Annotated in this window: 25 protein-coding genes; 13 read left to right on the top strand and 12 right to left on the bottom strand. The window is 61.7% G+C overall.

Annotated elements, in window-relative coordinates:
- Window positions 1-118 precede the first annotated feature (118 nt).
- From PQQ96_RS08650 to PQQ96_RS08640, 3 genes are read right to left on the bottom strand one after another with little or no spacing between them, the layout of a single operon-like run.
- Window positions 119-901, bottom strand: a complete 783-nt coding sequence (locus PQQ96_RS08650; protein ID WP_408290816.1) for a metal ABC transporter permease — start codon at window positions 899-901, stop codon at window positions 119-121.
- Window positions 894-1,865 carry an ABC transporter ATP-binding protein gene (locus PQQ96_RS08645; protein ID WP_408290814.1) on the bottom strand — a complete coding sequence of 324 codons (972 nt, stop codon included), beginning with the start codon at window positions 1,863-1,865 and terminating at the stop codon, window positions 894-896. Before PQQ96_RS08645 ends, PQQ96_RS08650 begins: the two co-directional genes overlap by 8 nt.
- Window positions 1,862-2,827, bottom strand: a complete 966-nt coding sequence (locus PQQ96_RS08640) for a metal ABC transporter solute-binding protein (protein ID WP_408290812.1) — start codon at window positions 2,825-2,827, stop codon at window positions 1,862-1,864. The genes PQQ96_RS08645 and PQQ96_RS08640 overlap by 4 nt, the downstream gene beginning before the upstream one ends.
- Before the next feature lie 422 nt (window positions 2,828-3,249).
- On the opposite strand from PQQ96_RS08640, the gene PQQ96_RS08635 reads away from it, so the two are divergent.
- Window positions 3,250-4,032: an L-iditol 2-dehydrogenase gene (locus PQQ96_RS08635; RefSeq protein WP_408290810.1), complete on the top strand. Its 783-nt coding sequence runs from the start codon at window positions 3,250-3,252 to the stop codon at window positions 4,030-4,032.
- Between the two features lie 97 nt (window positions 4,033-4,129).
- Window positions 4,130-5,452: an ABC transporter substrate-binding protein gene (locus PQQ96_RS08630; protein WP_408290808.1), complete on the top strand. Its 1,323-nt coding sequence runs from the start codon at window positions 4,130-4,132 to the stop codon at window positions 5,450-5,452.
- On the opposite strand, the gene PQQ96_RS08625 is transcribed toward PQQ96_RS08630, so the two are convergent.
- The gene (locus tag PQQ96_RS08625) at window positions 5,443-5,661 is read right to left on the bottom strand and encodes a hypothetical protein (RefSeq protein ID WP_408290806.1); all 219 of its coding nucleotides are present in this window, start codon (window positions 5,659-5,661) and stop codon (window positions 5,443-5,445) included. The two genes, PQQ96_RS08630 and PQQ96_RS08625, sit on opposite strands and share 10 nt — an antisense overlap.
- Window positions 5,662-5,663: 2 nt before the next feature.
- On the opposite strand from PQQ96_RS08625, the gene PQQ96_RS08620 reads away from it, so the two are divergent.
- From PQQ96_RS08620 to PQQ96_RS08605, 4 genes are all read left to right on the top strand, one after another.
- Window positions 5,664-6,599, top strand: coding sequence for a carbohydrate ABC transporter permease (locus tag PQQ96_RS08620; RefSeq protein WP_408290804.1), 936 nt, complete (start codon window positions 5,664-5,666; stop codon window positions 6,597-6,599).
- The gene (locus PQQ96_RS08615) at window positions 6,596-7,471 is read left to right on the top strand and encodes a carbohydrate ABC transporter permease (protein ID WP_408290802.1); all 876 of its coding nucleotides are present in this window, start codon (window positions 6,596-6,598) and stop codon (window positions 7,469-7,471) included. Before PQQ96_RS08620 ends, PQQ96_RS08615 begins: the two co-directional genes overlap by 4 nt.
- Entirely contained in the window at window positions 7,468-8,181 is a 714-nt protein-coding gene (locus tag PQQ96_RS08610) for an HAD family hydrolase (RefSeq protein ID WP_408290800.1), read from the top strand. The genes PQQ96_RS08615 and PQQ96_RS08610 overlap by 4 nt, the downstream gene beginning before the upstream one ends.
- A 70-nt stretch (window positions 8,182-8,251) precedes the next feature.
- The gene (locus PQQ96_RS08605; RefSeq protein ID WP_408290799.1) at window positions 8,252-9,361 is read left to right on the top strand and encodes an ABC transporter ATP-binding protein; all 1,110 of its coding nucleotides are present in this window, start codon (window positions 8,252-8,254) and stop codon (window positions 9,359-9,361) included.
- 235 nt (window positions 9,362-9,596) lie between these two features.
- Here the strand turns inward: PQQ96_RS08605 and PQQ96_RS08600 are convergent, their stop codons facing one another.
- From PQQ96_RS08600 to dalD, 3 genes are all read right to left on the bottom strand, one after another.
- Window positions 9,597-10,544: a sugar-binding transcriptional regulator gene (locus PQQ96_RS08600; protein WP_408290797.1), complete on the bottom strand. Its 948-nt coding sequence runs from the start codon at window positions 10,542-10,544 to the stop codon at window positions 9,597-9,599.
- Window positions 10,545-10,622: 78 nt separating this feature from the next.
- A complete protein-coding gene (gene xylB / locus PQQ96_RS08595) occupies window positions 10,623-12,104 on the bottom strand; it encodes a xylulokinase (RefSeq protein ID WP_408290795.1) in 1,482 nt (493 codons plus the stop codon).
- Between the two features lie 196 nt (window positions 12,105-12,300).
- Entirely contained in the window at window positions 12,301-13,713 is a 1,413-nt protein-coding gene (gene dalD / locus PQQ96_RS08590; RefSeq protein ID WP_408290794.1) for a D-arabinitol 4-dehydrogenase, read from the bottom strand.
- Window positions 13,714-14,101: 388 nt separating this feature from the next.
- Here dalD and PQQ96_RS08585 point away from each other — a divergent pair, with 388 nt between their 5' ends.
- From PQQ96_RS08585 to PQQ96_RS08555, 7 genes are all read left to right on the top strand, one after another.
- Window positions 14,102-15,082 (top strand): AraC family transcriptional regulator, encoded by a 981-nt coding sequence (locus PQQ96_RS08585; RefSeq protein WP_408290792.1) that lies wholly within the window; start codon window positions 14,102-14,104, stop codon window positions 15,080-15,082.
- 135 nt (window positions 15,083-15,217) lie between these two features.
- On the top strand, window positions 15,218-16,171 hold the full coding sequence (locus tag PQQ96_RS08580) for an ABC transporter substrate-binding protein (protein WP_408290790.1): 954 nt from the start codon (window positions 15,218-15,220) through the stop codon (window positions 16,169-16,171).
- A 62-nt stretch (window positions 16,172-16,233) separates the two neighbouring features.
- Entirely contained in the window at window positions 16,234-17,754 is a 1,521-nt protein-coding gene (locus tag PQQ96_RS08575) for a sugar ABC transporter ATP-binding protein (protein ID WP_408290789.1), read from the top strand.
- Complete coding sequence (locus tag PQQ96_RS08570; RefSeq protein ID WP_408290787.1) at window positions 17,741-18,748, top strand: ABC transporter permease; 1,008 nt, start codon at window positions 17,741-17,743, stop codon at window positions 18,746-18,748. The genes PQQ96_RS08575 and PQQ96_RS08570 overlap by 14 nt, the downstream gene beginning before the upstream one ends.
- 39 nt (window positions 18,749-18,787) lie before the next feature.
- On the top strand, window positions 18,788-19,882 hold the full coding sequence (locus PQQ96_RS08565; protein ID WP_408290785.1) for an alcohol dehydrogenase catalytic domain-containing protein: 1,095 nt from the start codon (window positions 18,788-18,790) through the stop codon (window positions 19,880-19,882).
- Window positions 19,883-19,930: 48 nt separating this feature from the next.
- The gene (locus PQQ96_RS08560; protein ID WP_408290783.1) at window positions 19,931-21,475 is read left to right on the top strand and encodes an FGGY-family carbohydrate kinase; all 1,545 of its coding nucleotides are present in this window, start codon (window positions 19,931-19,933) and stop codon (window positions 21,473-21,475) included.
- Window positions 21,472-22,209: an SDR family oxidoreductase gene (locus PQQ96_RS08555; RefSeq protein ID WP_408290781.1), complete on the top strand. Its 738-nt coding sequence runs from the start codon at window positions 21,472-21,474 to the stop codon at window positions 22,207-22,209. Before PQQ96_RS08560 ends, PQQ96_RS08555 begins: the two co-directional genes overlap by 4 nt.
- Window positions 22,210-22,582: 373 nt before the next feature.
- Here PQQ96_RS08555 and PQQ96_RS08550 read toward each other — a convergent pair whose 3' ends face one another.
- The 5 genes from PQQ96_RS08550 to kynB form a co-directional block, all read right to left on the bottom strand.
- Window positions 22,583-22,807: a hypothetical protein gene (locus PQQ96_RS08550; RefSeq protein ID WP_408290779.1), complete on the bottom strand. Its 225-nt coding sequence runs from the start codon at window positions 22,805-22,807 to the stop codon at window positions 22,583-22,585.
- Window positions 22,808-23,010: 203 nt separating this feature from the next.
- On the bottom strand, window positions 23,011-23,496 hold the full coding sequence (locus tag PQQ96_RS08545) for a hypothetical protein (RefSeq protein WP_408290778.1): 486 nt from the start codon (window positions 23,494-23,496) through the stop codon (window positions 23,011-23,013).
- A 391-nt stretch (window positions 23,497-23,887) separates the two neighbouring features.
- On the bottom strand, window positions 23,888-24,832 hold the full coding sequence (gene kynA / locus PQQ96_RS08540) for a tryptophan 2,3-dioxygenase (RefSeq protein ID WP_408290776.1): 945 nt from the start codon (window positions 24,830-24,832) through the stop codon (window positions 23,888-23,890).
- Window positions 24,833-24,842: 10 nt separating this feature from the next.
- Window positions 24,843-26,093 (bottom strand): kynureninase, encoded by a 1,251-nt coding sequence (gene kynU, locus PQQ96_RS08535; protein WP_408290774.1) that lies wholly within the window; start codon window positions 26,091-26,093, stop codon window positions 24,843-24,845.
- Between the two features lie 68 nt (window positions 26,094-26,161).
- Window positions 26,162-26,800, bottom strand: coding sequence for an arylformamidase (kynB, locus tag PQQ96_RS08530; RefSeq protein ID WP_408290772.1), 639 nt, complete (start codon window positions 26,798-26,800; stop codon window positions 26,162-26,164).
- Between the last annotated feature and the right edge of the window lie 46 nt (window positions 26,801-26,846).

Genomic DNA, 26,846 nt, shown 5'->3' with positions numbered 1-26,846 from the left:
CAGACATTCGCCAATGCGAAATGCGCCACCGCAGCGAATGTAGCTTTGACTACGCAGATGGCGCGCTCAGGCGGTCACTCAACGCACCGACACCGCTTCGACACGCGCTAAGCGCAGCTCAATGCCGCTTCAACAAACTCCCGCCATACACCACAGCCGACAGCACGGTGATCCAGAAGCTCGTTGGCCAGTCGGTATAGAACGCCAGCGTCAGTCCCAGCCAGGCCTGGACCAGCGCGAACACGGCCGCGAGCACAAGACCGGTCGAGAGTCGCGTCGTCACGTTTTGCGCGGCGGCAGCCGGCCCGACCATCAGCGTGAACACCAGCAGCACGCCGACGATCTGCGTACACGCTGCCACGGCCAGTGCGGCAATCGCCAGAAACAGCACCGACACCCGACGCAACGACACGCCCTTGGCTTCGGCCAATTCGGGCTGCAATGACGCAAACAGCAACGGCCGCATGATCGCCGCGAGCGCCAGCAAGCTGACGACGCCCAACGCGGCCAGCACGCCGAGTGTCGACGCATTCACGCCGAGCACGTTGCCGAACAGCAGCGCGGTGACCTGCGTCGCATAGGCGGTGAAGAAGTGCAGGAACAGCAGGCCGAAGCCGAGCGACAGCGACAGGATCACGCCGATCGCTACATCGCGTCCGGCCAGTTTCTCGCCGAGCGCGCCCATGCCGACGCCGGCCGCGAGCGTAAAGCCGATCATCCCCCAGATCGGCGAGATACCGATCAGCACCGCGCCGGTCGCGCCGGTGAACCCGACGTGCGAGAGCGCGTGGCCCGCGAAGGTCTGCCCGCGCATCACCAGAAAATAGCCCACTACGCCCGCCAGCACCGCGACGATCCCCGACGCCGCGAACGCGTTCACCATGAAATCGTATTCAAACATCGTGCGTGTGTCCGTCGCGTGAGTCGTGCTGGTGTGAGTGGCCGTGTGCGCCACCGTGGTCGTGGGAATGCGAGTGTGAGTGGCTATGACCGCCGTTCTCGTCGTGTTCGTGCTCGTGATCGTGTTTTTCGACTTCGACGTCGCCCGACATCACGAAGATGCGGCCGTTCACCCGCATCACGTCGATCGGCGAGCCATAAAGTCGCGACAGCACCGGCCGCGTAATGACTTCATCGACGGTGCCGAGCGCGGCGACGCCGCTGCCGAGATACAGCACGCGGTCGATCGAGTTCAGCAGCGGGTTCAGCTCATGCGCCGAAAACAGCACGGCAATGCCGAGTTCCTGTTGCACGCGTCGCACGAGTTCCACCACGGTTTTCTGATGATGCGGATCGAGGCTGATCAACGGTTCATCGAGTAGCAGCAGCTTGGGATTGCCGAGCAGGCATTGAGCGAGCAGCAGCCGCTGACGTTCGCCACCCGATAGCTCCGACAACGGCCGCTCGGCCAGTTGGCGGCCGCCCACCAGATCCAGCACCCGCTCGACATCCGCGCGGGTCTTACTGTCCGCATGGGGCAGGCCCCAGCGGTGTCCGTCAGCGGCCATCGCGACAAAATCGCGGCCGCGCACGCGGCGCCCAGCCAATGCACTGCGCGTCTGCGGCATATAGCCGATCGACGCGTTGCCACGTTCCACCGGCTGCCCCAGCACGCGGATCGCGCCGCTCGCCGCCGGCACGAGGCCGAGCACGGCGCGCATCAGCGTGGTCTTGCCCGCGCCGTTGGGCCCGAGCACGCCGATGAATTCGCCCTGGTTCACCACGAAGCCGGTGTCGCGCAGAATCGTGCGGTCGCCGAGTTCGAGCGTTACGTGCTCGAGTTCGAGCACGGGCGCGCCACTGCGGATGCTACCGGAGGCGGCGGTTGATGCATTCGCTGGCGTGCTGCGGCCAGTTTCATTCATTGGGTGTTTCCTTTGGCGGGTGTTGCCGCTGCGCTCGCATCGCCCGCGGCCAGCGCCGTAGTCAGCGCGTCGAGCTGCGTCAGCATCCACGTCTGATAGGTCTTGCCGGCCGGTTCGGTTTCGGTGACGCTCATGGTCGGCACCTTCGATTGCTGCGCGAGCTTCAACATGCGTTTGGTCAGGGCCTCGGTTGCCTGGCTGTTATAGATCAGAACGCGCACGCGCTTTTCGCGCAGATCGCGTTCGAACGCGGCGATATCGCCCGCGCTTGCTTCAGTGTCGTTCATCGTCGCCAACTGGAAGCGCAGATTGCGCATCGAGAGGCCGATCGCGTCCGACATATAGCCGAACACCGGCTCGGTCGCCGTCACCGGCACGCCGGCGTAGCGGCTATGCAGATCGGCGACTTTGGCGTCGATGGGTTTCAGCGAATCGAGAAACTTCGCGAGGTTCGCATCGTACGCCGACTTGTGCGCCGGGTCAGCCGCTACGAGCGCCTCGCTCACCGCGCGCGCCACTTTCGGCATGGTCTGCGGGTCGTACCAGAGGTGGGGATTATCGCCGCCTTTCTTGCCGACGAGATCCGCGGCGATGATCGTGGTGCGCTTCGCGCTCTTCGAGGCGGCCAGCAGTTTTGCCATCCACGGATCGTAATCGGCGCCGTTGTAGACCACAAGGCTCGCATGCTGCAAGGCGCGCGCCGTCTTCGGGCTGGCTTCGAACAGGTGCGGATCCTGATCCGGATTGCTGAGGATGCTCGTCACGTCGACGCGGTCGCCGCCCAGTTGCTGCACGACGTCACCATAAAAGTTCTCCGCTGCCACCACCGGGATTTTCGCATCCGCGGCAAACGCGTTCTGGCTGAGCGTGACAGCAGCCGCGAGCGCCGTGCCCATGGCCACGGTCTTCGAGCGCTTCAGCGCATGGCGCGCCCCGTTCAACATCGAACCGAATGTCTTCATCGTTGTTCCCTGCTGGGTGAGAGTTGAATGAACTACAAAACTTAAGAGCGGCGCGCTTTGGCGGTCACTTTGGCAGTCATAGGGGGCATTCATGCCGCCGTTCGACCCTGCGCATCGGCGGTGCCGCACGCAGGCTGCTGGCCCAAAGCTGAGCGAGTTCGAAATGATATAACGTATCTCTCGTGCTTGTCAGCGACTTCTGCAGCAAGCGGCCTGGCTGCCTGCGATTTCTCGTCACGGTGTCGATTGGGGCGGGGAGCGGCGGCGCGGCGCTCCTGCCGCGCTGCACCATCGAAATCTGGTCGAGCGCCTTGACATGACCCGGTCCGTATCCGATCATTCGATCACTAACAGAGCAATTGTTCGCGCAGCGAGCGTTCGCTCACCGCGTCTCAAGAAGCGCAACGAACCGGAGACAGGCAGTGGCGGCACGATTGCAAGACAAGGTGGCCATTCTGACGGGTGCGGCAAGCGGAATCGGTGAAGCCGTGGCCCGGCGCTATCTGGACGAAGGCGCGTGTTGCGTGCTGGTCGATGTGAAGCCGGCGGACAGTTTCGGCGACGCGTTGCGCGCCGCGTATGGTGACCGCGTGCTGACTGTCAGTGCCGATGTGACGCGCCGCGAGGATATCGAACGCATCCTCGCGAGCACGCTGGCGCGTTTCGGCCAGGTCGATATCCTGTTCAACAACGCGGCGCTCTTCGATATGCGCCCGATCCTCGATGAATCCTGGGACGTGTTCGACCGCCTCTTCGCGGTCAACGTGAAGGGCATGTTCTTCCTGATGCAAACCGTTGCCCGGAAAATGGTCGAGCAGGGCCACGGCGGCAAGATCATCAATATGTCGTCGCAAGCCGGGCGGCGTGGCGAAGCGCTGGTGTCGCATTACTGCGCAAGCAAAGCCGCCGTACTCAGCTATACACAATCCGCAGCCCTCGCTCTCGCGCCGCACAGGATCAATGTGAACGGCATCGCGCCGGGCGTCGTCGATACGCCGATGTGGAACGAAGTCGACGCGCTCTTCGCACGCTATGAAAACCGGCCGCTCGGCGAGAAGAAGCGCCTGGTCGGTGAGGCGGTGCCGCTCGGCCGTATGGGTGTGCCGGACGATCTGACCGGCGCCGCCCTGTTTCTCGCGTCGGCCGATGCCGACTACATCACCGCGCAGACCCTGAACGTCGACGGCGGAAACTGGATGAGCTGAGCGGATCACAGCGTGGATGAGCCAACCCCGCTTCACCCTTCGTCATTTTCGTAGAACAAACGCAGCACTACATAACGTACGAGAAAGGAGACAACACATGAAACCAGCTACCAAAACCACGCTGAAGGCGGTCAGTGCCGGCGCACTTGCATGCTTTGCGTTGAACGCTCAGGCCGCCACGGTGACCATCGCCACGTTGAACAACCCGGACATGATCGAGCTGAAGAAGCTCTCGCCCGCTTTCGAGCAGGCGAATCCGGACATCAAGCTCAACTGGGTGATTCTCGAAGAAAACGTACTGCGTCAGCGCGCCACCACGGACATCACGACCGGCAGCGGCCAGTTCGACGTGATGACGATCGGCGCGTACGAAACGCCGCAATGGGGCAAGCGCGGTTGGCTCACGCCGCTTACCGGCCTGCCCGCTGATTACGATCTGAACGACGTCGTGAAAACAGCCCGCGACGGCCTCTCGAGCGGCGGCCAGTTGTACGCGCTGCCGTTCTACGTCGAAAGCTCGATGACGTATTACCGCAAGGATCTGTTCGCGGCCAAGGGCCTGAAGATGCCCGATCAACCGACCTACGACCAGATCGCGCAATTCGCCGACAAGCTCACGGACAAAGCCAATGGCATGTACGGCATCTGCCTGCGCGGCAAGGCCGGCTGGGGCGAAAACATGGCGTACGCGACGACGGTGGTGAACACCTTCGGCGGCCGCTGGTTCGACGAAAAGTGGCAGGCGCAACTGACCTCGCCGGAATGGAAGAAGGCCATCACGTTCTACGTCGATCTATTGAAGAAAGACGGCCCTCCGGGAGCGAGCTCGAACGGTTTCAACGAGAACCTGACGCTGATGTCCTCGGGCAAATGCGCGATGTGGATCGACGCCACGGTGGCCGCCGGCATGCTCTACAACAAGCAGCAGTCGCAGATCGCCGACAAGGTGGGCTTTGCGGCGGCGCCAATCGAAGTCACGCCGAAGGGCTCGCATTGGTTGTGGGCATGGGCGCTGGCCATTCCGAAGTCGTCGAAGCAGGCTGACGCGGCGAAGAAGTTCATCGCGTGGGCCACGTCGAAGCAGTACATCGAACTGGTCGCGAAGGATGAAGGCTGGGCCTCGGTGCCGCCGGGAACGCGTCATTCGACCTACGCGCGCCCTGAATACAAACAGGCTGCACCGTTCGGCGACTTCGTGCTGAAGGCGATCGAAACGGCGGATCCGGATCACCCGACGTTGAAGCCGGTGCCGTACACCGGTGTGCAGTTCGTCGGCATCCCTGAGTTCCAGTCGTTCGGCACAGTGGTCGGTCAGAGCATCTCCGGCGCGGTTGCCGGTCAGATGACGGTCGATCAGGCGCTGGCAGCCGGGCAGGCAACGGCGAACCGCGCCGTGCAACAGGCCGGCTATCAGAAGTAAGCCGCAGTGTTGAGCCGCACCGCAAGCACTGCAACGTAACGCGAAACGCGCCGGCTGACGCCCGTCAGCCGGCTCACGCAGCACAGCGGGCCGTCCTCGCCACTTATTGGCCACTCACGCGTCGCAACATCGCCTGGCGTCGCGGCGAGTGATGCGGCCAAGGTGGTGTCTTCGCCGGACAGCCCGCGCATTACCGAACAGGTGGTCAATCATGCGTCCTCTGCGCCTACCTCTCATGCATGCCCATCCCCAGACAGAAAAAGAACGCGAAGTCCGTAAAGCCAATTCCGCCCGCTGGCTGGTATCGCCCTCGGTCGCGGTACTTGTACTGTGGATGGCCATTCCGCTGGCGATGACGATCTGGTTTTCGTTCCGGCGCTACAACCTGCTGAATCCGGATCTCAAAGGCTTCGCCGGATTCGACAACTATAAGTATCTCGCCACCGATCCGTCGTTCGGACCGTCGATCGGGCACACCCTCGAACTGATCATCTCGGTGCTGGTGATCACCGTGGTTGGCGGCGTGCTGATGGCGATCCTGTTCGACCGTAAGTTCTACGGTCAGGGCATCGCGCGGCTGCTGGCGATCGGGCCGTTCTTCGTGATGCCGACGGTCAGCGCGCTGATCTGGAAGAACATGATCCTGCACCCGGTGTACGGCCTGATCGCACAGGGTATGCGCGCGATCGGCATGCAGCCGATCGACTGGTTCGCCGACTATCCATTGACGGCGGTGATCATGATCGTCGCGTGGCAGTGGCTGCCGTTCGCGTTCCTGATTCTGTTCACCGCGATCCAGTCGCTCGATCAGGAGCAGAAGGAAGCGGCGAAGATCGACGGGGCGGGTCCGTTCTCGATGTTCTTCTACATCACGCTGCCTCACCTGAAACGGGCGATCGCGGTGGTGGTGATGATGGAGACGATTTTCCTGCTGTCGATTTTCGCCGAAATCTATACGACCACGGGCGGCGGTCCGGGCACCGCGACCACCAATCTGTCGTACCTGATCTATTCGCTGGGCCTGCAACAGTTCGACGTCGGTCTCGCTTCGGCAGGCGGCATTCTGGCTGTCGTGCTGGCTAACATCGTGTCGTTCTTCCTTGTGCGGATGCTCGCGAAGAACCTGAAAGGGGAGTACGAAAAATGAGCCACGTTGCCTCTACACCGACGTCCACCTCGACGTCCATCAGCGTGCCGGCCAAATCACCGTTCGCCACGATTCGCCGCGGCATTCCCGGCGTGATTGCCTGGCTGGTCGCGCTGCTGCTGTTCTTCCCGATCTTCTGGATGACGATCACCGCGTTCAAGACGGAGCAGCAGGCGTATTCGTCGTCGCTGTTTTTCATCCCGACGCTCGATAGCTTCCGCGAGGTGTTCGCGCGCAGCAACTATTTTGCATTCGCGTGGAATTCCATCCTGATCTCGGTGGGCGTCACGGTGCTGTGCCTGCTGCTCGCCGTGCCGGCCGCCTATGCGATGGCCTTTTTTCCGACGCGCCGCACGCAGAAAGTGCTGCTGTGGATGCTGTCGACCAAGATGATGCCGTCGGTCGGCGTGCTGGTGCCGATCTATCTGCTGTGGAAAAACAGCGGCCTGCTCGATACGGTGTCCGGTCTGGTGATCGTCTACACGCTGATCAATCTGCCGATTGCGGTGTGGATGTCGTTCACGTACTTCGCCGAAATTCCGCGCGACATTCTCGAAGCAGGACGGATCGACGGCGCGGCGACGTGGCAGGAAATCGTCTACCTGCTCATGCCGATGTCGCTGCCGGGGCTCGCCTCCACCGCGCTCCTGCTGGTGATCCTGTCGTGGAACGAAGCGTTCTGGAGCATCAACCTGTCGAGTTCGAACGCCGCGCCGCTGACTGTGTTCATCGCCTCGTATTCGAGTCCTGAAGGTTTGTTCTGGGCCAAGCTCTCCGCTGCTTCGCTGCTCGCGGTCGCGCCGATCCTGATTGTCGGCTGGCTGTCGCAGAAGCAACTGGTGCGCGGCCTTACGTTCGGGGCGGTGAAATGACGGCAGTCACGAGTGCAGGTACGAGCGTAGGCAATTTCGCGCTGATCTGCGATTGCGACGGTGTGCTGATCGACAGCGAAGCCGTGGCGGCGCGCATGCTGGTGCACGAACTCGAAGCGCGCTGGCCCGATACCGATGTCGAACCGGTGGTGCTGCCGCTGCTCGGCTTGCGCATCGAAAAAGTGTTGCAAGGCACGGCGGCGCAACTTGACAAGCGCCTGAGCGCCGAGGATATCGAGGCGATCCGTCGAGCGGTGGAAGCAGCGGCGATGCAGGCACCCGCAGTCGATGGCATCGAGGCTGCGCTTGCGCAGGTGCCGCTCACCAAAGCCTGCGCGAGCAACAGTTTCCGCCCGTATGTGGAGAACGTACTGGCGCGCACGGGCCTCGTGAGGTTCTTCGGCGATCGGGTCTTTTGCGCCGATGCGGTGCCGAATCCGAAGCCGGCGCCCGATGTCTATCTTGCCGCAGCGCGTGGTCTCGGCCTTGCGCCGTCCGCCTGCCTGGTGGTGGAAGACAGCGTGACGGGCGTGACGGCGGCGACCGCGGCCGGCATGACGGTGCTGGGCTTTATCGGCGGCGGTCATGCGAGCGACGCGCAGATCGACGCATTGCATGCAGCGGGCGCGCGTTCCGTATTCGACGACATGTTGCAGTTGCCGGAGCTGGTTGCGCAATGGACGCTGAGCGCGACGGCAGCGACGCCATAAGCGCAACCGCCTTGGCGCAGCACCTGGATAAACGAATCAACGCAGTTAGAGCAATACACGGAGACACATCATGGCAAGCGTAACTCTGCGCAACATCAGAAAGGCCTACGACGACAACGAAGTGATGCGCGACATCAACCTCGACATCCTTGACGGCGAATTCGTCGTGTTTGTGGGTCCGAGCGGTTGCGGTAAATCGACGCTGATGCGGATGATCGCCGGCCTCGAAGATATCAGCGGCGGCGATCTGACCATCGACGGCACGCGCGTGAACGACGTGCCGCCCGCCAAGCGCGGCATCGCGATGGTGTTCCAGTCGTACGCGCTGTATCCGCACATGACGCTGTACGACAACATGGCGTTCGGCCTGAAGCTCGCCGGCACCAGGAAGCCGGAGATCGACGCCGCCGTGCGCAATGCGGCGAAGATTCTGCACATCGACCATCTGCTCGATCGTAAGCCAAAGCAGCTTTCGGGCGGTCAGCGCCAGCGGGTGGCAATCGGCCGCGCGATTACGCGCAAGCCGAAGGTGTTCCTGTTCGACGAACCATTGTCGAACCTCGACGCCGCGCTGCGCGTGAAGATGCGCCTCGAATTCGCGCGTCTGCACGACGAATTGAAAACCACGATGATCTACGTGACGCACGATCAGGTCGAAGCCATGACGCTGGCCGACAAGATCGTCGTGCTGTCGGCGGGCAATGTGGAGCAGGTCGGCAGCCCGACCATGCTGTATCACGCACCGGCTAATCGCTTCGTAGCCGGCTTCATCGGTTCGCCGAAGATGAACTTCATGGAAGGGGTCGTGCAGTCAGTGACGCATGACGGCGTCACGGTGCGCTACGAAACCGGCGAGACGCAGCGTGTCGCGGTGGAGCCAGGCACGGTGAAGCAGGGCGACAAGGTCACCGTCGGCATCCGTCCGGAGCATCTGCATGTCGGCATGACAGAAGACGGCATCTCGGCGCGCACCATGGCGCTCGAATCGCTCGGCGACGCAGCGTATCTGTATGCCGAATCGAGCGTTTCGCCGGATGGCCTGATCGCGCGGATTCCACCGCTCGAACGGCACGCCAAAGGTGAGACGCAAAAGCTCGGCGCCACGCCGGATCACTGCCATTTGTTTGACAGCGATGGGAAAGCCTTCCAGCGGAAGATTGTCGAAGTGCTGGCTGCGTGAGCACGTGATTGGGAAAGCGGCGGGGCGCCGCTTTCCTTCAATCAGCGCTCGGGATAAGCCGCCGTGGCAAGCGTCGCACTCGGGCTTCCAGCGGCGCCCGCGTGGGCAACGCGTTGCGAACACGTTTGGGCGCGGGCAGCGGTCTGCGCGTGCCGCGCTCAGGTTTCAAGCGCCGCCTGCGCACACAACTCGTCGGTCACAAGTTCGGACAGCCAATCGCCTGTGCGCGCCGCGCTTAGGCTTCGAGCGCCGCCTTCGCACACAACTCGTCGGTCACCAGTCCCGACAGCCAGCCACCTTTGAGCACCGCGATCAGCGCTTCACGCTTGCGCTCGCCGCCGGCAAACCCGATGGTGGGCCGCTGCGGCGGAGAGTCGAGCGCAATGCTGGTGACGCGCCGGCCGGTCGGTGATTCGACGTGCGCGCCGGATGAATCGATCGGCAGGCCGAGCATCTCAGCCACCGCACCGCTTTGCACCAACTCATTCACTTCCGCGGTCGTGATAAAGCCGTCTTCGTGCAGCGGGCATTTCGGGCCAATATTGCCGATGCCAACGAACGCGACATCCGCCTGGGCGGACAGCGATTCGACGATCCGGTACAGCCGGTGATTGCACCACTGCGCGCGTTCGGCCTCGCTGTCGGCGAGCAACGGCGCAGGCAGCAGAAAGTGCTTGCCGCCGGTCTTCTCCGAAATGTGCAGCGCGACGTCGTAGCGGTTCGAGGAGCCGTCCGAGGCGATCGCCCCGACCATCGATACCAACCGGTGCTGCGGACGCTCCAGTTGCGCGATCTGATCGACCGCGGCCTTCAGCGTACGGCCGCTGCTCACGGCGACCACCATCGGCTTTTCTTCGCCGAGATAGCGTTCCATGACCTGCGCGCCGGCCACGGCCAGCTTGCGGTCGACTTCCTCCGAGGTATCGCTGTCGATCGGGACGACCTCGCACATGCTCAGGCCGTAGCGCTTCGAGAGTTGATCGGCGAGGGCAAGACAATCGGCCAGTTTGTGATCGACGCGTACGCGAATCAGATTCTTCTCGACGGCGAAGGCGACCAGCCGCTGCGCGACCGGACGTGACACCTGCAGTTTCTCGGCGATTTCGTTTTGCGTATTGCCGGCGACGTAGTAAAGCCACGCGGCGCGGGTAGCAAGATCTAATTTTTCTGTGGACTTGGGCACGGTGACGGTTCGCTTGTAGTGCGCCGATGATAGCAGCCGGTCCTCGCCTCTCAACGGGAACCGGCTGTGGGTTGCCGGTTAGGCGAGCGGTTGCCGCGCGGGGTCGAACAGCGGCCGCACGTGGCGGTAGAGCGCGCGATAGGCTTCGAGCCGGCTGCGCAGCTCGGCGTGCCGCTGCGGATTCGGCGTGAACTCCTTTTCGATCGGCGGCTTGGTCAGCACCTTGGCCGGATCACCGCCCGCGGCCAGCCAGCCGAGACGTGCCGCGCCGAGCGCCGCGCCTGTTTCGCCGCCACCGTGCTTACGGGTGGCGGTGTCGAGCGCATCGGCGAGCAGTTGCGCCCAGTAATCGCTGCGCGCGCCGCCGCCGAGCAGGGACAACGCCTTCGCTTCGGTGCCGGCCGCGCGCAAGGCGTCGAGGCCGTCGGTAAGCGCGAGCGTCACGCCTTCGAGCACCGCATAGCCGAGCAACGCGCGATCGGTTGCGTGAGTCATGCCGAAGAACACGCCTTGCGCATACGGGTCGTTGTGCGGCGTACGTTCACCCGACAGATAGGGCAGAAAGAGTGGGGCAGTGTTCAACGCCTCCGCTGGCAACGCCTCGATTTCGGCGAGCAGGGTTGGCTCGTCGGTGGAGGTGAGCTTGCAGACCCAGCGCAAACAACTTGCCGCCGACAGCACCACGCTCATCTGATGCCAGCGATCCGGAATCGCGTGACAGAACGCGTGCACCGCGGATGCGGGGTTCGGCCGGAAACTGTCGCCGACCACGCACAACACGCCGGACGTGCCGAGTGAGACGAAGCCATCGCCCGGTTGCGTCGCGCCGATGCCGATCGCACTCGTGGCATTGTCGCCGCCGCCGGCCGCGACGATCACGCCGTCGCTCAAACCGAACTCGCGCGCCACCTCGGGGAGCAGGGTGCCGGACGGCGCGCTGCCTTCGCACAAGTCGGGCATCTGCGCGCGCGTCATGTTGCAGGCGGCGAGCAGCGAATCGGACCAGTCGCGTTTGGCGACGTCGAGCCACAGCGTGCCGGCTGCATCCGATGGGTCGGACACCTTGCCGCCGGTCAGTTGCAGCCGCAGGTAATCCTTCGGCAGCAGCACGCAGGCGGTTTGCGCGAAGATTTCCGGTTCGTGGCGCGCAACCCAGAGCAGCTTCGGCGCGGTGAAACCGGGCATCGCGAGATTGCCGGCCACCGTGTGCAACTCGGGCGCGCGTTCAGTTAGCTCCGCGCATTCCTTGTCGCTGCGCATGTCGTTCCACAGGATCGCGGGCCGCAATACGCGGTTCTCCGCATCCAGCAGCACGGCCCCGTGCATCTGCCCTGAAAGGCCGATGCCGCGAATCTGCGCGAACTCGTCCGGATGTTTGGCGCGCAACGCGGCCAGCGCCGTGCGCGTGCCGGCCCACCAGTCTTCGGGATTCTGTTCGGCCCAGCGCTGATGCGGGCGCGAAACGGTAAAGGGTGAGCCTGCGGTGCCGATCACGCGTCCATCGGAGGCGAGCAGCAGGACTTTCACTTCGGACGTGCCGAGGTCGATGCCGAGATACATGGGCGCGAAACCTTCGTCGTTAGGGATGCGCTACTTTAGCCGCATAGGGCAAGCGGTGCCATGCGCATTAAGCCTGGCACCGGTGTGGTTCGATGCCGCGCGGTGCGCGGCGCTGAGTGATGCTGCCTGATGCGATGCCCGTTGCTGCCGACGTCCACGCGCAACGTCGCGGCGACGCTGGCCGCCGGCATACGGGTCAAGCCGCGCCGCGTTTGGCCAGCCATACGTCGACGCGCGCTAACGCGCCCGCCAGCGCCGATTCCAACTCCGGCGTCTGCGCCATGCTGCCCCATAGCAGCCGGTCAGCGGCGAACGCCTTCAACGGGTCGGGCGCGGCAAAGAAACCGCGCGCGACGCGCTCGTCCATCAAGCCATCCTGATACGCATACGGCAGCTTGCCGGCGTTCCAGCGTTCGAGGAAGCGGAAGAACAGCGCCGGCAACATCGCCGTCGCCGCAGGCGTGACGCCACGTTCGAAGCATTCCGCAAGCGTCGGCGCGATAAAGCCGGGCAGCTTGGAAAAGCCATCGGCTGCAACGCGCTGGTTAGTGTCCTGGATGTAGGGATTGCCGAAGCGTTCGAGCACCACGTCGCGATAGCGCGCGAGATCGAGCGGGCTCGGCGTAAGGCAAGGGATCACGTCTTCGGTCACGTAATCGAAGGCGAACTTGTGAATGTCCGGATCGAGCGTGCCTTCGTGAATGTAGTTCAGTCCGACCAGCGTACCCGCCCACGCAATGCAGCTATGCGTCGCGTTGAGAATGCGGATCTTCGCCTCCTCGTACGGCAGCACCGAGTCGACCAGTTCCGCGCCGACGTTTTCCCACGCAGGGCGTCCTGCGATGAAGCGGTCTTCGATCACCCACTGGATGAATGATTCACCCATCACCGGGCAGGCATCGTCGACCCCGGTAGCGGCTTTGACGCGTTCGCGCACGTCGGGTGTCGGGCGCGGCGTGATGCGGTCGACCATCGAGCTCGGGCACGCGGTGTTGTCGTCGAACCATTGCGCCAGTTCATACGCGCCGCGCCGTTCGAGAAACGCGCTCATGCCCGCATGAAAACGCTCTCCGTTGCTGCGCAGGTTATCGCAGGTCTGCAGCGTGACCGGGCCGGCGCCACGCTTCATGCGGGCGTCGAGAATCGCCGCGAGCGCGCCGTAAATCGTGGTGTGGCCGCCTTTCAGGTCAGCCGCGAGATCGGCATTGGCCGTGTCGAGCTCGTCCTGTTCGTCGAGGTAATAGCCGCCTTCGGTGACGGTAAACGCAATGATCTTGCAGGCGGGATCGGCGCCCGCTTCGATGAGCGCGTCGAGACTCTCGGTCCACGGCACCACGCGTTCGATCGACCGGATCGTCTCGTACGCGCGCTCGCCCTGCGGCGTGACGGTCTCGAGCGTATAGACGCCGTTTTGCGCGGCGAGCGCTTCGAGTACCGCATTCATGTCGCTGCGGATATTGCCCACTGTCAGCGACCAGTGCGGTTCGCCCGGCACGTTCGCCTCGTTCAACTGATGGAGATACCACGCCTGATGCGCGCGATGAAACGATCCCGCGCCGATGTGCAGGATCACGTGTGCGGCCGCGCCGCTGCCTTGCCCGCTGTTCATGTGCGTCTCCTGAATGTCTTTGATCGCACCGCTCGGAGCGTGCGTTTTTCTTCGGGTGGAGCATTTGCTCTGGCTGTGAGCGAATGATCGTACCCGGCGAAACGAATGTCAAGGCGACGTCTGCGGCTTTTTTCGTGGCGCAGCGCGGCGTGGCGGGGCTTTCAGCACGACTCGCGAGGCGCCCACGTGCTATGGGACGTGTCTCGCCGTGCGTATTGCATTGCATCAATTTTGACTTTTACCGCGCCAGGACTAACCCGAATGCAAAAAAGTATCGGTCCGCGGTCTGATTTTTAGTGGTGGATCAGGCTTTAGAGGGCTACTTTTCGCTATACAAGACGAAGCTCAGCGGCACCGGCAGCACGCCGCTTCATGGAGGAAGACGCGAATGCAACCCGATCTGGAAGTCGTCGCCGTACGGCGCGACGAATCCTTCAAAGTGTGGTCGCACGGCTATCCGTATCGCACGGTGCGCTGGCACTTTCACCCGGAATACGAAATCCATCTGATCGTGGCGACGACCGGCAAGATGTTCGTCGGCGACCATATCAGCAGCTTTGCGCCCGGCAACCTCGTGTTGATGGGGCCGAACCTGCCGCACAACTGGGTCAGCGATGTGCCGGAAGGCGAGACCATTGCGCAGCGCAATCTGGTGGTTCAGTTCGGGCAGGCGTTCGTGTCGAGTTGTGTGGACAGTTTTCCGGAGTGGCGCCAGGTCGAGGCGCTCCTCGCCGACTCGCGCCGCGGCGTGTCGTTCGGTGGACAAACGAGCGCCGCGATCCAGCCGCTGTTTCTCGAATTGCTGGCCGCGCGGGGACTGCGCCGCCTCGTGCTGTTCATGTCGATGCTTGAAATCCTGATGAACGCCGAGGACCGCGAGACGCTCGCGAGTCCCGCCTATCAGGCCGACCCGACCGGTTTTGCGTCGACCCGCATCAATCACGCGCTGTCGTATATAGGCAAGAACCTGGCTAACGATCTGCGCGAATCGGATCTGGCGCAACTCGCCGGGCAAAGTGTGAGTGCGTTCTCGCGTTACTTCCGCCGTCATACGGGACTGCCGTTCGTGCAGTACGTGAATCGCATGCGTATCAACCTCGCGTGCCAGTTGCTCACGGACGATGAACTGAGTGTCACCGATATCTGCTTCAAGGCGGGCTTTAACAACCTGTCGAATTTCAACCGGCAGTTCCTCGCGGTGAAGGGCATGGCGCCTTCAAAATTTCGCCACTATCAGCAACTGAACGACGCGAGCCGCGATGCCTCCGAAGAGGCAGCCGCGCGCGGCACGGGCATCGACAATGCACCCGCGATCGTGCTTGCGCCAGATTTGCCACGCACCGCTGCGGCTGCCTATCCACCGACGTAGCACTGACGTAGTCCTACGTAACGTTTCAAAGCGAAGCGTTTCAGTTCACCCGCGTTTCAACACCTTTCGCGCTGTCCGCAGACAGCGTGAGGGATGTGCTTATCTCATCGAACAGTTTTAATAATGGAGTCAACCATGACGCAATCCACTTCGAAGCAGGCATCGTTGAAGACTTTCGCGCGCAGCACGGCCGCTCTCGCGACGCTCGCGTTCGGTCTGTCGTTCATCGCCGCGCCGGCTGCCCACGCCGCGCCGCTGAAGATCGGCATGACGTTTCAGGAACTGAACAACCCGTACTTCGTGACAATGCAAAAGGCGCTGAACGATGCGGCTGCGTCGATCGGCGCGACGGTGGTCGTCACCGACGCGCATCACGACGTCAGCAAGCAGGTCAGCGACGTTGAAGACATGCTGCAAAAGAAGATCGACATCCTGCTCGTGAATCCGACTGATTCGACCGGCATTCAATCCGCTGTGACCTCGGCGAAGAAGGCGGGCGTGGTGGTCGTCGCCGTCGATGCGAACGCGAATGGCCCGGTCGATTCATTCGTCGGTTCCAAGAACTTCGACGCGGGTGAGATGGCCTGCGACTATCTGGCGAAGTCGCTTGGCGGCAGCGGCGAAGTGGCGATTCTCGACGGCATTCCGGTAGTACCGATTCTCGAACGTGTGCGCGGCTGCAAGGCGGCGCTGGCGAAAGTGCCCGGTATCAAGCTCGTGGATACGCAGAACGGTAAGCAGGAACGCGCGACCGCCCTGTCCGTCACCGAGAACATGATCCAGGCGCATCCGAATCTGAAGGGCATCTTCAGCGTGAACGACGGCGGCTCGATGGGCGCGCTCTCGGCGATCGACTCATCGGGCAAGGATATCAAGCTGACCAGCGTCGACGGTGCGCCGGAAGCGATTGCCGCGATCCAGAAGCCGAATTCGAAGTTCATTGAAACGTCCGCGCAGTTCCCGGCCGACCAGGTGCGTATCGCGCTCGGCATTGCACTTGCGAAGAAGTGGGGCGCTAATGTGCCGAAAACGATTCCGGTCGACGTGAAGATGATCGACAAGAGCAATGCCAGGGGTTTTAGCTGGTAAGCCGAATGCTCGTCGCTGCGCCTCTTCGATGAACATGGCGGCGAGCAGCAGAGGAGGACCCGATGGACACGATTCTCAAGCTCGACAACATCACCAAAAGCTTTCCCGGTGTGAAGGCGCTGCAAGGCATTCACCTGGAAATCGCGCGCGGCGAGATTCATGCATTGCTCGGCGAAAACGGTGCGGGCAAATCGACGTTGATGAAGATTCTGTGCGGCATCTATCAACCAGATGAAGGCACGATCACGATTGCAGGCGACGCGCGCCACTTCACGAACTACCACGATGCGGTCGCCGCGGGTGTCGGTATCGTGTTTCAGGAGTTCAGCCTGATTCCGTATCTGAATGCGGTGGAGAACATGTTTCTCGGCCGTGAGTTGAAGAACGGTTTGGGTCTGCTTGAACGCGGCAAGATGCGGCGCGCCGCTGCCTCGATTTTTCAGCGGCTCGGCGTGGCGATCGATTTATCAGTGCCGATTCGTGAACTGTCGGTCGCGCAGCAGCAGTTTGTTGAAATCGGCAAGGCGTTGTCTTTGGAGGCGCGCATTCTGATTCTGGATGAACCGACCGCGACGCTGACGCCCGCCGAAGCCGGACATCTGTTCGCGATCATGCGCGAGCTGAAGACGCAGGGCGTTGCGATGATCTTTATCTCGCACCATCTCGAGGAGATCTTCGAAGTGTGCGACCGCATAACCGTGTTGCGCGACGGTCAGTACGTCGGCACGACGGAGGTCGCGCAATCCGATGTGAGCCGCCTCGTGGAAATGATGGTGGGGCGTCGCATCGAAAACAGTTTTCCGCCGAAGCCGCCGCTGCGCGCTGATGCGAAGATCGTGCTCGAAGTCGACAAGCTGCAGTTGCTCAAAGACAGCCCGATGCTGAGCTTTACGCTGCGTGAGGGCGAGATTCTCGGTTTCGCGGGACTGGTCGGTTCGGGCCGCACGGAAACCGCGCTGGCCGTGATCGGCGCGGACCCGGCTTATGTGAAAGAAATCCGCATCAATGGCGCCGCCGCGAAACTATCCGATCCGGCGGATGCCTTGCGCGCTGGCGTCGGCATTCTGCCCGAGAGCCGCAAGACCGAAGGCCTGATCACTGATTTCTCGATCAAGCAGAACATCTCGATCAACAACCTCGGCAAGTACCGCTCGCTGCGTTTCTTTATCGACCAGCGCAGTGAAGCGCGCGCCACTGCCGACATCATGAAGCGCGTCGGCGTCAAAGCGCCGACGATGCACACCGAAGTCGCAACCCTCTCAGGCGGCAATCAGCAAAAGGTGGTGATCGCGCGCTGGCTGAATCACGACACCAACATCCTTATCTTTGACGAACCGACGCGCGGAATCGACGTCGGCGCCAAAGCCGAAATCTATCTGCTGATGCGCGAACTCACCGCGCGCGGCTACTCGATCATCATGATCTCATCCGAACTGCCGGAGATCGTCGGCATGTGCGACCGCGTCGCCGTGTTCCGGCAGGGCCGCATCGAAGCGATGCTCGAAGGCGACGAGATCGACTCGAACGCCGTGATGACCTATGCAACAGCCGGCACCCGTGGAGCAACTCATGAACACGCCTAGTCCTTCTTCATCGCCGAAAACATCGACCGTCAGCAGCGACTCGCCGGGCGCACCTGTGCGCTTCACGTGGGCTGCGTTGAAACGCTCGACGCTGTTCTATCCGTTCATCGGCTTGCTGGTGGTGTGCATCGTGATGGTGTTCGCGAGCGACAGTTTCCTCTCCGCCGCAAATATCGAGAACGTACTGCGCCAGGTGTCGATCAACGCGATCATCGCTGTGGGGATGACGTGTGTGATTCTGACCGGCGGCATCGATCTGTCGGTTGGGTCGGTGATGGCTTTGGCAGGCACGCTCGCTGCAGGCTTGATCGTTGCCGGGATGAATGCAGTGGCCGCGTTGGCGGTCGGCATTGCGGTCGGCTTGGGCTTCGGCGCGGCGAACGGGTTCTTCGTCGCGTTCGCTGGTATGCCGCCGATCATCGTCACGCTCGCCACGATGGGTATCGCGCGCGGCCTCGCACTGATCTACACCGGTGGCTATCCGATCGACGGCTTGCCCGATTGGGTCAGCTTCTTCGGTAGCGGCAAGATCCTCGGCATTCAGGCGCCGGTTGTGATCATGGTGGTGATCTATGCGATCGCGTGGGTGTTGCTCGAGCGCATGCCATTCGGCCGTTACGTGTATGCGATTGGTGGCAACGAACAGGCGACGCGTCTATCCGGTGTGCGTGTGGCTCGTGTGAAGCTTATCGTGTATTCGATTGCCGGTTTGACCTCCGCTTTCGCCGCCATCGTGTTGACCGCACGGTTGATGAGCGGCCAGCCGAACGCGGGCGTCGGCTTCGAACTCGACGCCATTGCCGCCGTGGTGATGGGTGGCACGTCGATCTCCGGCGGACGCGGCTCGATTATCGGCACCCTGATCGGCGCCTTGTTACTTGGCGTACTTAACAACGGCCTCAACATGGTCGGCGTGAATCCGTATGTGCAGAACGTGATCAAGGGCGGGATTATTTTGCTGGCGATCTACATCAGCCGCGACCGCAGAAAGTAACTCTCCACTGACTAATCCTTTTATAAGCAGGACCGTGCAATGACTCAATCCACTCAATCCGACAAGCAGGACATGACGGCGATCGTCTGCCACGCACCGAAAGACTATCGCGTCGAACAGGTGTCCAAGCCTAAGGCCCGCGCTCATGAACTGGTGATCCGCGTCGCCGCGTGCGGCATCTGCGCGAGCGATTGCAAATGCCATTCCGGCGCGAAGATGTTCTGGGGCGGCCCGAGCCCGTGGGTCAAAGCGCCGGTGATTCCGGGCCACGAGTTCTTCGGTTTCGTCGAAGAAATCGGCGAAGGCGCGGCCGATCACTTCGGCGTGAAGATGGGTGACCGCGTGATCGCCGAACAGATCGTGCCGTGCGGCAAGTGCCGCTATTGCAAATCCGGCCAGTACTGGATGTGTGAAGTGCACAATATCTTCGGCTTCCAGCGCGAAGTCGCGGACGGTGGCATGGCCGAATACATGCGCATTCCGCCGACCGCGATCGTCCACAAGATTCCCGACGGCATCTCCCTCGAAGATGCCGCGATCATCGAACCTTTGGCGTGTGCAATACACACGGTGAACCGTGGTGAGTTGCAACTTGACGATGTGGTGGTGATTGCCGGCGCCGGTCCGCTTGGCTTGATGATGACGCAGGTCGCGCACTTGAAGACGCCGAAGAAGCTCGTCGTGATCGATCTGGTTGAAGAGCGCCTGGCGCTTGCACGCGAGTATGGCGCGGATGTGACGATCAACCCGAAGCAGGACGACGCGCTGGCGACCATTCATGCGCTGACCGACGGCTATGGTTGCGATGTTTACATCGAAACCACCGGCGCACCGATTGGCGTCAATCAGGGCATGGAGATGATTCGCAAGCTTGGGCGGTTTGTCGAGTTCTCCGTGTTCGGCGCGGATACGACGCTCGACTGGTCGGTGATCGGAGACCGCAAGGAGCTCGATGTACGCGGCGCGCATCTCGGCCCATACTGTTATCCGATTGCGATCGATTTGCTGGCGCGCGGGCTCGTGACGTCGAAGGGCATCGTCACGCACGGCTTTTCGCTGGAAGAATGGGACGAAGCGATCAAGGTCGCTAATTCGCTCGATTCGATCAAAGTGTTGATGAAGCCGCGCGCCTGAGCTTTCTTTGCGCAGGTACGGCATGAGCGGCACATAAACGGAGACTGTATGGACTACGTCATCGGCGTCGATATCGGCACGCAGAGCACCAAGGCGCTGCTGGTCGATCAGCACGGCGTGATCGTTGCGCAGCATGCGTCGAGCTATCAGCCGGACACGCCCAGGCCGCTATGGGCCGAGCAATGGCCGGCGGTGTGGTTGAAGGCGGTGGTGGAGTGTATTGCTGCGTGCGTCGGCAAAGCGAAGAAGTCGGGTGTTGCGGCGAAGTCGATCAAAGCGGTGTGCGTGAGCAGCCTGTATGGCGGCTCAGGGATTCCCGTCGATAGCGAGATGCGGCCTCTCTATCCATGTCTGATCTGGATGGACCGGCGTGCGACCGATCAGGTTGAGTGGGTGTGTGAACATATCGACCTCGAGCGACTGTATGCGATCACGGGCAATGGCGTGGATAGCTACTACGGTTACACGAAGATGTTGTGGCTGCGCGACCATGAGCCGGATGTGTGGGCGCATACGCGCTACTTCCTGCCGCCGAATGCCTATGTGATTTACATGCTGACTGGTGAGGTCGCCGTCGATCATAGTTCGGCGGGCAATATCGGCGGTATTTACGACATTGCGAAGCGCGACTGGTCCGATGAAGCGCTCGACATGCTAGGCATTCCCGCGACGATGATGCCGGAGCGGCTGGTGGAGTCGTCGGACGTGGTGGGTGGATTGTTGTCGCAGTGGACCGAGCAGCTTGGGTTGGACGCGGGCGCGGCGATCGTCGCGGGCGGGGTAGATGCGGCGGTGGCGACGTTTGCTGCGGGCGTGACGCGCGCTGGACAACACGTGGCAATGATCGGCACGAGCATGTGCTGGGGGTATATCAACCAGACTGTCGACGCGCGGCATGGTTTGATCAGCATGCCGCATGTGTTCAACGGGCAGCGCGATATTTATGTATTCGGCGGCGCGATTACGGCAGGTGCTTCGGTGACGTGGTATCGCGAGCAGTTCTGTCATGCGGAGACTGAGGCCGCTCGCGCGATACCGAATGGGGATCCGCATCGGTTGCTGGAAGAGAGTGCTTCCCAGATCCCGGCGGGTTCGGATGGTGTGATGTTCTTGCCGTATTTGATGGGAGAGCGCAGTCCGGTCTGGGACGCGAAGGCGAGCGGTGCGTTTGTCGGCCTGAGTCTGTTTCATACGCGGGCGCATTTGTATCGTGCGGTGTTGGAAGGCGTGTCGTTCGCGCTGAAACACAACATCGAGGCGGGACGTAAAGGTGCGCAATCGTTGGATGACAAGTTGATCGTCGTGGGCGGCGCCGCGCATTCGGATCTCTGGATGCAGATCATTGCGGACATTACCGGCTATCCGGTCTATACGATCGAGCAGGACGTGGAGGCGGCGATGGGGGCGGCGTTGCTGGCTGGCGTCGGTGTTGGTCTGGTGTCGCGTGAAGAAGCGCAGAGTGGATGGGTCACGCTGATCGAACGTGCGGAGCCGAACGCGCAACGGATGGCGTTGTACGAGCAGCGGTTCGGCATCTATACGGATTTGTATCCGGTGTTGAAGCCGGTCATGCATCGGTTGCAGACATCATGAATGCTACTTTCGATTTTTCTGGTCGCTCGATTCTGGTGACGGGCGCGTCGAGCGGAATTGGACGCGCGACGGTTGAAGCGTTGTGTGCTTCTGGCGCGAATGTCGTCGCGGCGGCGCGGAATGTGAATGAGCTCGCGCGGCTGGCTGAGGAAACGGGTTGCGAGCCGTTGATGCTCGATGTGAGCGATGAAGCCGCGATTGATGAGGCATTGGGCTCGCTCGATGCATTCGATGGGCTTGTGAACTGTGCGGGGATTGCTTTGCTTGAGCGTGCCGTGGATACGACCGGCGCGAGTTTCGATCGCGTAATGGGGGTGAATGCGCGGGGGGCGGTGCTGGTTGCCAAGCACGTGGCTCGTGGGATGATCGATGCTAAACGTGCTGGCAGCATCGTGAATGTTTCCAGTCAGGCTGCGCTTGTGGCGTTGGATGACCATTTGAGTTACTCCGCTTCGAAGGCGGCGCTCGATGCGGTTACGCGTGCTTTGTGTATCGAACTGGGGCCGTTCGGCATTCGGGTGAATAGCGTCAATCCGACGGTGACGCTGACGCCGATGGCGGTGCAGGCGTGGAGTGATCCTGCGAAGCGCGATCCTGCTTTGATGGCGATTCCGTTGCGACGCTTTGCGGAGTCCGTTGAGGTCGCCGCGCCGATTATGTTTTTGTTGAGCGACGCGGCTTCTATGATTAGCGGGGTTTGTTTGCCGATTGATGGGGGGTATACGGCGAGGTGATGGGCTTGTGCGTGTGGCCTACAACGATACGACCCGCGTACCAACGAGCGTGAGCGACCAATCAATGACAACGGCTAAAAAGCCCCATAAGAATAGCTGCCGTGCGCTCACATTTCTTCTGCTCAACTGGTAACCGAGGATTGCGAATAGGAAGGGCGGTCCGAGTACGACTAGTGCAAGACCTATGATCATGTGCGCGTTACTACTGCATACGTCAATGCCACCGCACACGCCGGGTTCCGGTCGGCAGTAGCTCGGATAAGCCTTGCACAATCTGACGTCTATAGCACCCCACCCAAGTACACTCGCGAACCCGAGAAGACCGAAACAAGCCGTTGTGAAGAAACGCCTATTCATTCGATTTCCGATTGAGCTAACCCTGCCGGCTCGGACGGTGCGCTTTGGCGATGATCCCGCCAGCGAGCGCAAGCACGAAAGCACCGGCCAATGCACAGCGAAGGGCGAAGACCAAAGCGCGCACGCCGCACTCGTCGCCGCATTCGATCGTCGAATGTGGCAAGGCGATGTACAGTCCAATCAAACCGCCAACGATAGCCCCGCTGACGAATAGTGCGAGGACGAGCATTGCTGTTTTCACGCTATTTCCCAGAGTGAGATCTGCTTTGCGTCCGCGAGATTAGAGAACAGATTCTCCGGCCCGACACCGATGACGAATAGCTTGATGCGCTTGGGTCGGTCGCGCGCGTGTACCACTCGGCCGGTCGCACTGAGGCGCGCTTGAGGTGCAGCTCACAAATCGCGCCTTTTTCAAGGTGGCAGCATGTTGGCTGCTACCTCTCTTTAGTGCTTCACGGCCGCCTGCTTTGCATCCGCTCGCGCGCACGCGGCAGTCTTTACGCGCTCCTGCTTACGCGTCACCGCTTTGTCCGACGCAGCTTTGGCTTCGGCTGCAGCTTCCCCTGCTTCTCGTCCCGCTTCCGCCGCATCTGAAAGAAGTTGTTCCGCAAGTTTGGCCGTCATGCGACTGTGAGGAACCCCCTTCGCATCGAGCGCGACTACCTGGTACAGGTCACGGTCGCCTTCAATTTCCTGCTGGTATTGCTCGACGGTATAGAGCAGGTGTTCCAGCAGGTTGCGCTCACGGCGTCTTTCCTCAACCGTCGTAGCCGGGCATTGGGTGATGCTCGCCGCGAGGTTAATCAGTGTTTCAGGCTGCCGGATTTGTCGGTCGCATTCGCCAAACGCCGGCAGTGCGAGTTTTTCGTACTGGAGCGCATCAACGGGTAGGCGTGATGCAGGTTGAGTCTTTTTGGTGGATTTGCTCATAGTGCGATTTCCGGTGTGTTCCTGAAACGCCCGACACCTACTATCAAGCAGGGTGAGCGGGTACGTAGCGCGTTTGAGAGACCGGCGGTAGTTCAAACCGGCGGGCCTTTCGGCCCTCTCGCTACGACCCGCCCATTGAATGGATGTGTGGAAGCAAGCGCACGACCCACGAATGTAGGTTATGTGAACTACCGTTCGGGCTCTCACACCCGGCCGTTTTGTCTAACGGCTCATGGAAATCTAACCCAGCCGTTTTTTAAGACGATCAACCACACAGGCTAAACACACGTATTGTGACCAATCTTTACATTCTGGCCTGTGCATCCACCGGGCACCATGCGTCGCGCAAACGCGGTCGATACATCGTGCATTGACGACGAAACGAAGACGCTTAAAGCATCGTCCTCACATGCCAAAGCTCAGGAAACAAAACAACGTCGAGCATCTTCCGCAGATAAGGCGCGCCGCTCGTGCCGCCGGTTCCTTGCTTGAATCCAATGATCCGCTCAACCGTCGTCACATGCCTAAACCGCCACTGTCGAAACGCATCCTCGAGATCGACAAGCTCCTCTGCCATCTCGTACAGCTCCCAATGCTGCGAAGGATTCCGATAAACCTCCAACCACGCCGCTTCGACAGAAGCATCATGCGTAGTCGGTTGCGTCCAATCGCGCTCCAACCTGGACGGTGAAATCGCAAACCCACGCCGCGACAGCAAGCGCACGACTTCGTCATAGAAAGAAGGCGCCTCCAGCGAAGCCGTCACCTCGGCAAGAACATCCGCCCGATGCGCATGCGGCTTCAGCATCTGCTCATTCTTATTGCCGAGCAGAAACTCGATCTGCCGATACTGATAAGACTGGAACCCGGAAGAGCTACCCAGATAAGGCCGCATTGCCGTGTACTCGGACGGCGTCATCGTCGCGAGAACACTCCATGCCTGCACGAGTTGCTCCATGATCCGCGACACCCGCGCGAGCATCTTGAACGCCGGCGGCAACTCATCGCGATGAACCGCCTTCAATGCAGCACGCAGTTCATACAGCGCGAGCTTCATCCACAACTCGCTTGTCTGATGCTGGATGATGAACAGCATCTCGTTGTGATCCGGCGACAACGGATGCTGCGCATCCAGCACCGTCCCCAGCGACAGATAATCGCCGTAACTCATCGACTCCGAAAAGTCGAGCTGTGCGTCATGCCAGCCATCGCCGGAATCGGCGGCGGCAGAAGCCGTAACCGAGGCCGAAGGGGCCACCCCACTGCCATGCCCAAACGGACATCCTTGCGCCGGTTTCTCTTCCGGCAATCCCGGCGTTTGCATGTGATCGGTCATCGTGCGCTCCTCAGGTCACTGCGCCGCGGGCGGCAAATTCAGGGGCTCGCCAGGTCTCTTGCGCAAGCACATCGCGCAGCGTCTCCACCGCATCCCACACATCGACAAAGCGCGTATACAACGGCGTAAAGCCAAACCGCAGCACATGGGGCTCGCGATAGTCGCCGATCACGCCACGCGCGATCAACGCCTGCATCACTTCATAACCATGCGGATGCTCGAAGCTCGCATGCGAACCTCGCTGCGCATGGTCACGCGGCGTCACGAGCTTCAAAGGAAACTCGCCGCAACGTGCTTCGACCAGTTCGATAAACAAATCGGTCAGCGCGAGCGACTTCGTGCGGATCGTCTGCATATCCGTTTGAAGGAACACATCGAGCCCACATTCGACCAGCGACATCGACACCATCGGCTGCGTGCCGCACAGGAAACGGCCGATACCGTCATCGGGTTGATACGCCGGGTCCATTTTGAACGGCGCGCGATGACCCCACCAACCGGACAGGGGCTGAGCGAAATCGTTCTGATGCCGCTGCGGCACCCACACGAAAGCCGGCGAACCCGGACCGCCGTTCAGATACTTATACGTGCAACCCACCGCGCAGTCCGCGCCTACACCATTCAGGTCGACCGGCACCGCGCCCGCCGAATGCGCGAGGTCCCACAGCGCGAGCGCGCCCTTGTCGTGGATCAGTTTGGTCAGTGCGGCCATGTCGTGCATGTAGCCGGTGCGGTAGTTCACGTGCGTGATCATCGCGATCGCGGTGTCGTCGCCGATCGCGGCGGGCAACTCGGAGGGATCGTCGACAAGGCGCAATTCATAACCGCGGTCGAGCTGTTCGATCAGCCCTTGCGCAATGTACAGATCGGTCGGGAAATTCGAACGCTCGGAAACGATCACGCGACGCTTGGGGTCGCGCGCATTCGCCAACCGCACAGCAGCCGACAAAAGCTTGAACAGGTTGATCGAAATCGTATCGGTGACGACCACTTCGTTGTCGGCCGCACCGATCAGCGGCGCGAGCTTGTTGCCGAGACGGCGCGGTAGTTCGAACCAGCCGGCGGTGTTCCAGCTGCGGATCAGGCCTTCGCCCCATTCGGCGCCGATGACGGTCTGCGCGCGTTGTGCGGCGGCGGCCGGCGGCACGCCGAGCGAGTTGCCGTCGAGATAGATAGTGGTCGGTGAGAGCGCGAACTGGTCGCGCAGCGGCGCGAGTGGGTCGGTGCTATCTAGCGCCAATGCTTCTTCACGAGTGTTCATGATGGTCCAGTCAGAGAGATCAGGGTGTTCGGTGAATGCGGTGATTCAGTTTTGCAGGGCGCCGGTGATCAGCGCGATTCGGGCAGCGCGCGCAACACGGCGCGCACGGGGCTCGCATCGAGCGTGGTCAGCTTGAGCGGCAGCGCGATCAATTCATAGTCGCCGGGCGCGACGGCATCCAGCACGATGCCTTCGAGAATCGCCATGCGATGCGCGCGAATCCGATGATGGGCATCCATCGTTTTCGATTCCTGCGGATCGAGCGACGGCGTATCGATGCCAATCAGCTTCACACCTCTCGCAGCCAGCAAGTCGATCGTTTCCGGCGCAACTGCGCAGAACGCGCTGTCCCAGACCGCAGTCGGCGCGTTTTTGTAAGTGCGTAGTAAGACTCGCGGCGGCAGGTCGTCGAGCGAACCCGTCAGGTGTTGTGGCGTGACAACAGGCGAAGCGCCGATGCAATGAATCACGCGGCAGCGTCCGAGGTACGCATCGAGCGGTACCCGACCGATCGCCGCGCCGTCGGCGTCGTAGTGAAGCGGGGCGTCGGTGTGGGCGCCGGTGTGCGGCGACAACGTCAGGCGCGCGACGTTGACGGGCGAGCCCGCTTCCATGCGCCACACGCGTTCGATGCCGACCGGCGTGTCGCCGGGCCAGACGGGCGTCGCGGTATCGACGGCGGGGGTGATGTCCCAGAGTTTGTCCATGTCTCCATCGGCGGATTGTGTCTATCCCGGAATGATAGGTGGCTTG

Origin of the sequence: Paraburkholderia sediminicola, assembly GCF_046027825.1 — a bacterium.
Lineage (GTDB): Bacteria > Pseudomonadota > Gammaproteobacteria > Burkholderiales > Burkholderiaceae > Paraburkholderia > Paraburkholderia sediminicola_D.
This window is presented reverse-complemented; position numbering and strand designations above follow the sequence as displayed.

Coding starts and splice junctions, on each gene's coding strand:
- PQQ96_RS08650 (WP_408290816.1), bottom strand. CDS start 901: ATGTTTGAATACGATTTCATGGTGAACGCGTTCGCGGCGTCGGGGATC.
- PQQ96_RS08645 (WP_408290814.1), bottom strand. CDS start 1,865: ATGAATGAAACTGGCCGCAGCACGCCAGCGAATGCATCAACCGCCGCC.
- PQQ96_RS08640 (WP_408290812.1), bottom strand. CDS start 2,827: ATGAAGACATTCGGTTCGATGTTGAACGGGGCGCGCCATGCGCTGAAG.
- PQQ96_RS08630 (WP_408290808.1), top strand. CDS start 4,130: ATGAAACCAGCTACCAAAACCACGCTGAAGGCGGTCAGTGCCGGCGCA.
- PQQ96_RS08620 (WP_408290804.1), top strand. CDS start 5,664: ATGCGTCCTCTGCGCCTACCTCTCATGCATGCCCATCCCCAGACAGAA.
- PQQ96_RS08615 (WP_408290802.1), top strand. CDS start 6,596: ATGAGCCACGTTGCCTCTACACCGACGTCCACCTCGACGTCCATCAGC.
- PQQ96_RS08610 (WP_408290800.1), top strand. CDS start 7,468: ATGACGGCAGTCACGAGTGCAGGTACGAGCGTAGGCAATTTCGCGCTG.
- PQQ96_RS08605 (WP_408290799.1), top strand. CDS start 8,252: ATGGCAAGCGTAACTCTGCGCAACATCAGAAAGGCCTACGACGACAAC.
- xylB (WP_408290795.1), bottom strand. CDS start 12,104: ATGTATCTCGGCATCGACCTCGGCACGTCCGAAGTGAAAGTCCTGCTG.
- dalD (WP_408290794.1), bottom strand. CDS start 13,713: ATGAACAGCGGGCAAGGCAGCGGCGCGGCCGCACACGTGATCCTGCAC.
- PQQ96_RS08585 (WP_408290792.1), top strand. CDS start 14,102: ATGCAACCCGATCTGGAAGTCGTCGCCGTACGGCGCGACGAATCCTTC.
- PQQ96_RS08580 (WP_408290790.1), top strand. CDS start 15,218: ATGACGCAATCCACTTCGAAGCAGGCATCGTTGAAGACTTTCGCGCGC.
- PQQ96_RS08575 (WP_408290789.1), top strand. CDS start 16,234: ATGGACACGATTCTCAAGCTCGACAACATCACCAAAAGCTTTCCCGGT.
- PQQ96_RS08570 (WP_408290787.1), top strand. CDS start 17,741: ATGAACACGCCTAGTCCTTCTTCATCGCCGAAAACATCGACCGTCAGC.
- PQQ96_RS08565 (WP_408290785.1), top strand. CDS start 18,788: ATGACTCAATCCACTCAATCCGACAAGCAGGACATGACGGCGATCGTC.
- PQQ96_RS08560 (WP_408290783.1), top strand. CDS start 19,931: ATGGACTACGTCATCGGCGTCGATATCGGCACGCAGAGCACCAAGGCG.
- PQQ96_RS08555 (WP_408290781.1), top strand. CDS start 21,472: ATGAATGCTACTTTCGATTTTTCTGGTCGCTCGATTCTGGTGACGGGC.
- PQQ96_RS08545 (WP_408290778.1), bottom strand. CDS start 23,496: ATGAGCAAATCCACCAAAAAGACTCAACCTGCATCACGCCTACCCGTT.
- kynA (WP_408290776.1), bottom strand. CDS start 24,832: ATGACCGATCACATGCAAACGCCGGGATTGCCGGAAGAGAAACCGGCG.
- kynU (WP_408290774.1), bottom strand. CDS start 26,093: ATGAACACTCGTGAAGAAGCATTGGCGCTAGATAGCACCGACCCACTC.
- kynB (WP_408290772.1), bottom strand. CDS start 26,800: ATGGACAAACTCTGGGACATCACCCCCGCCGTCGATACCGCGACGCCC.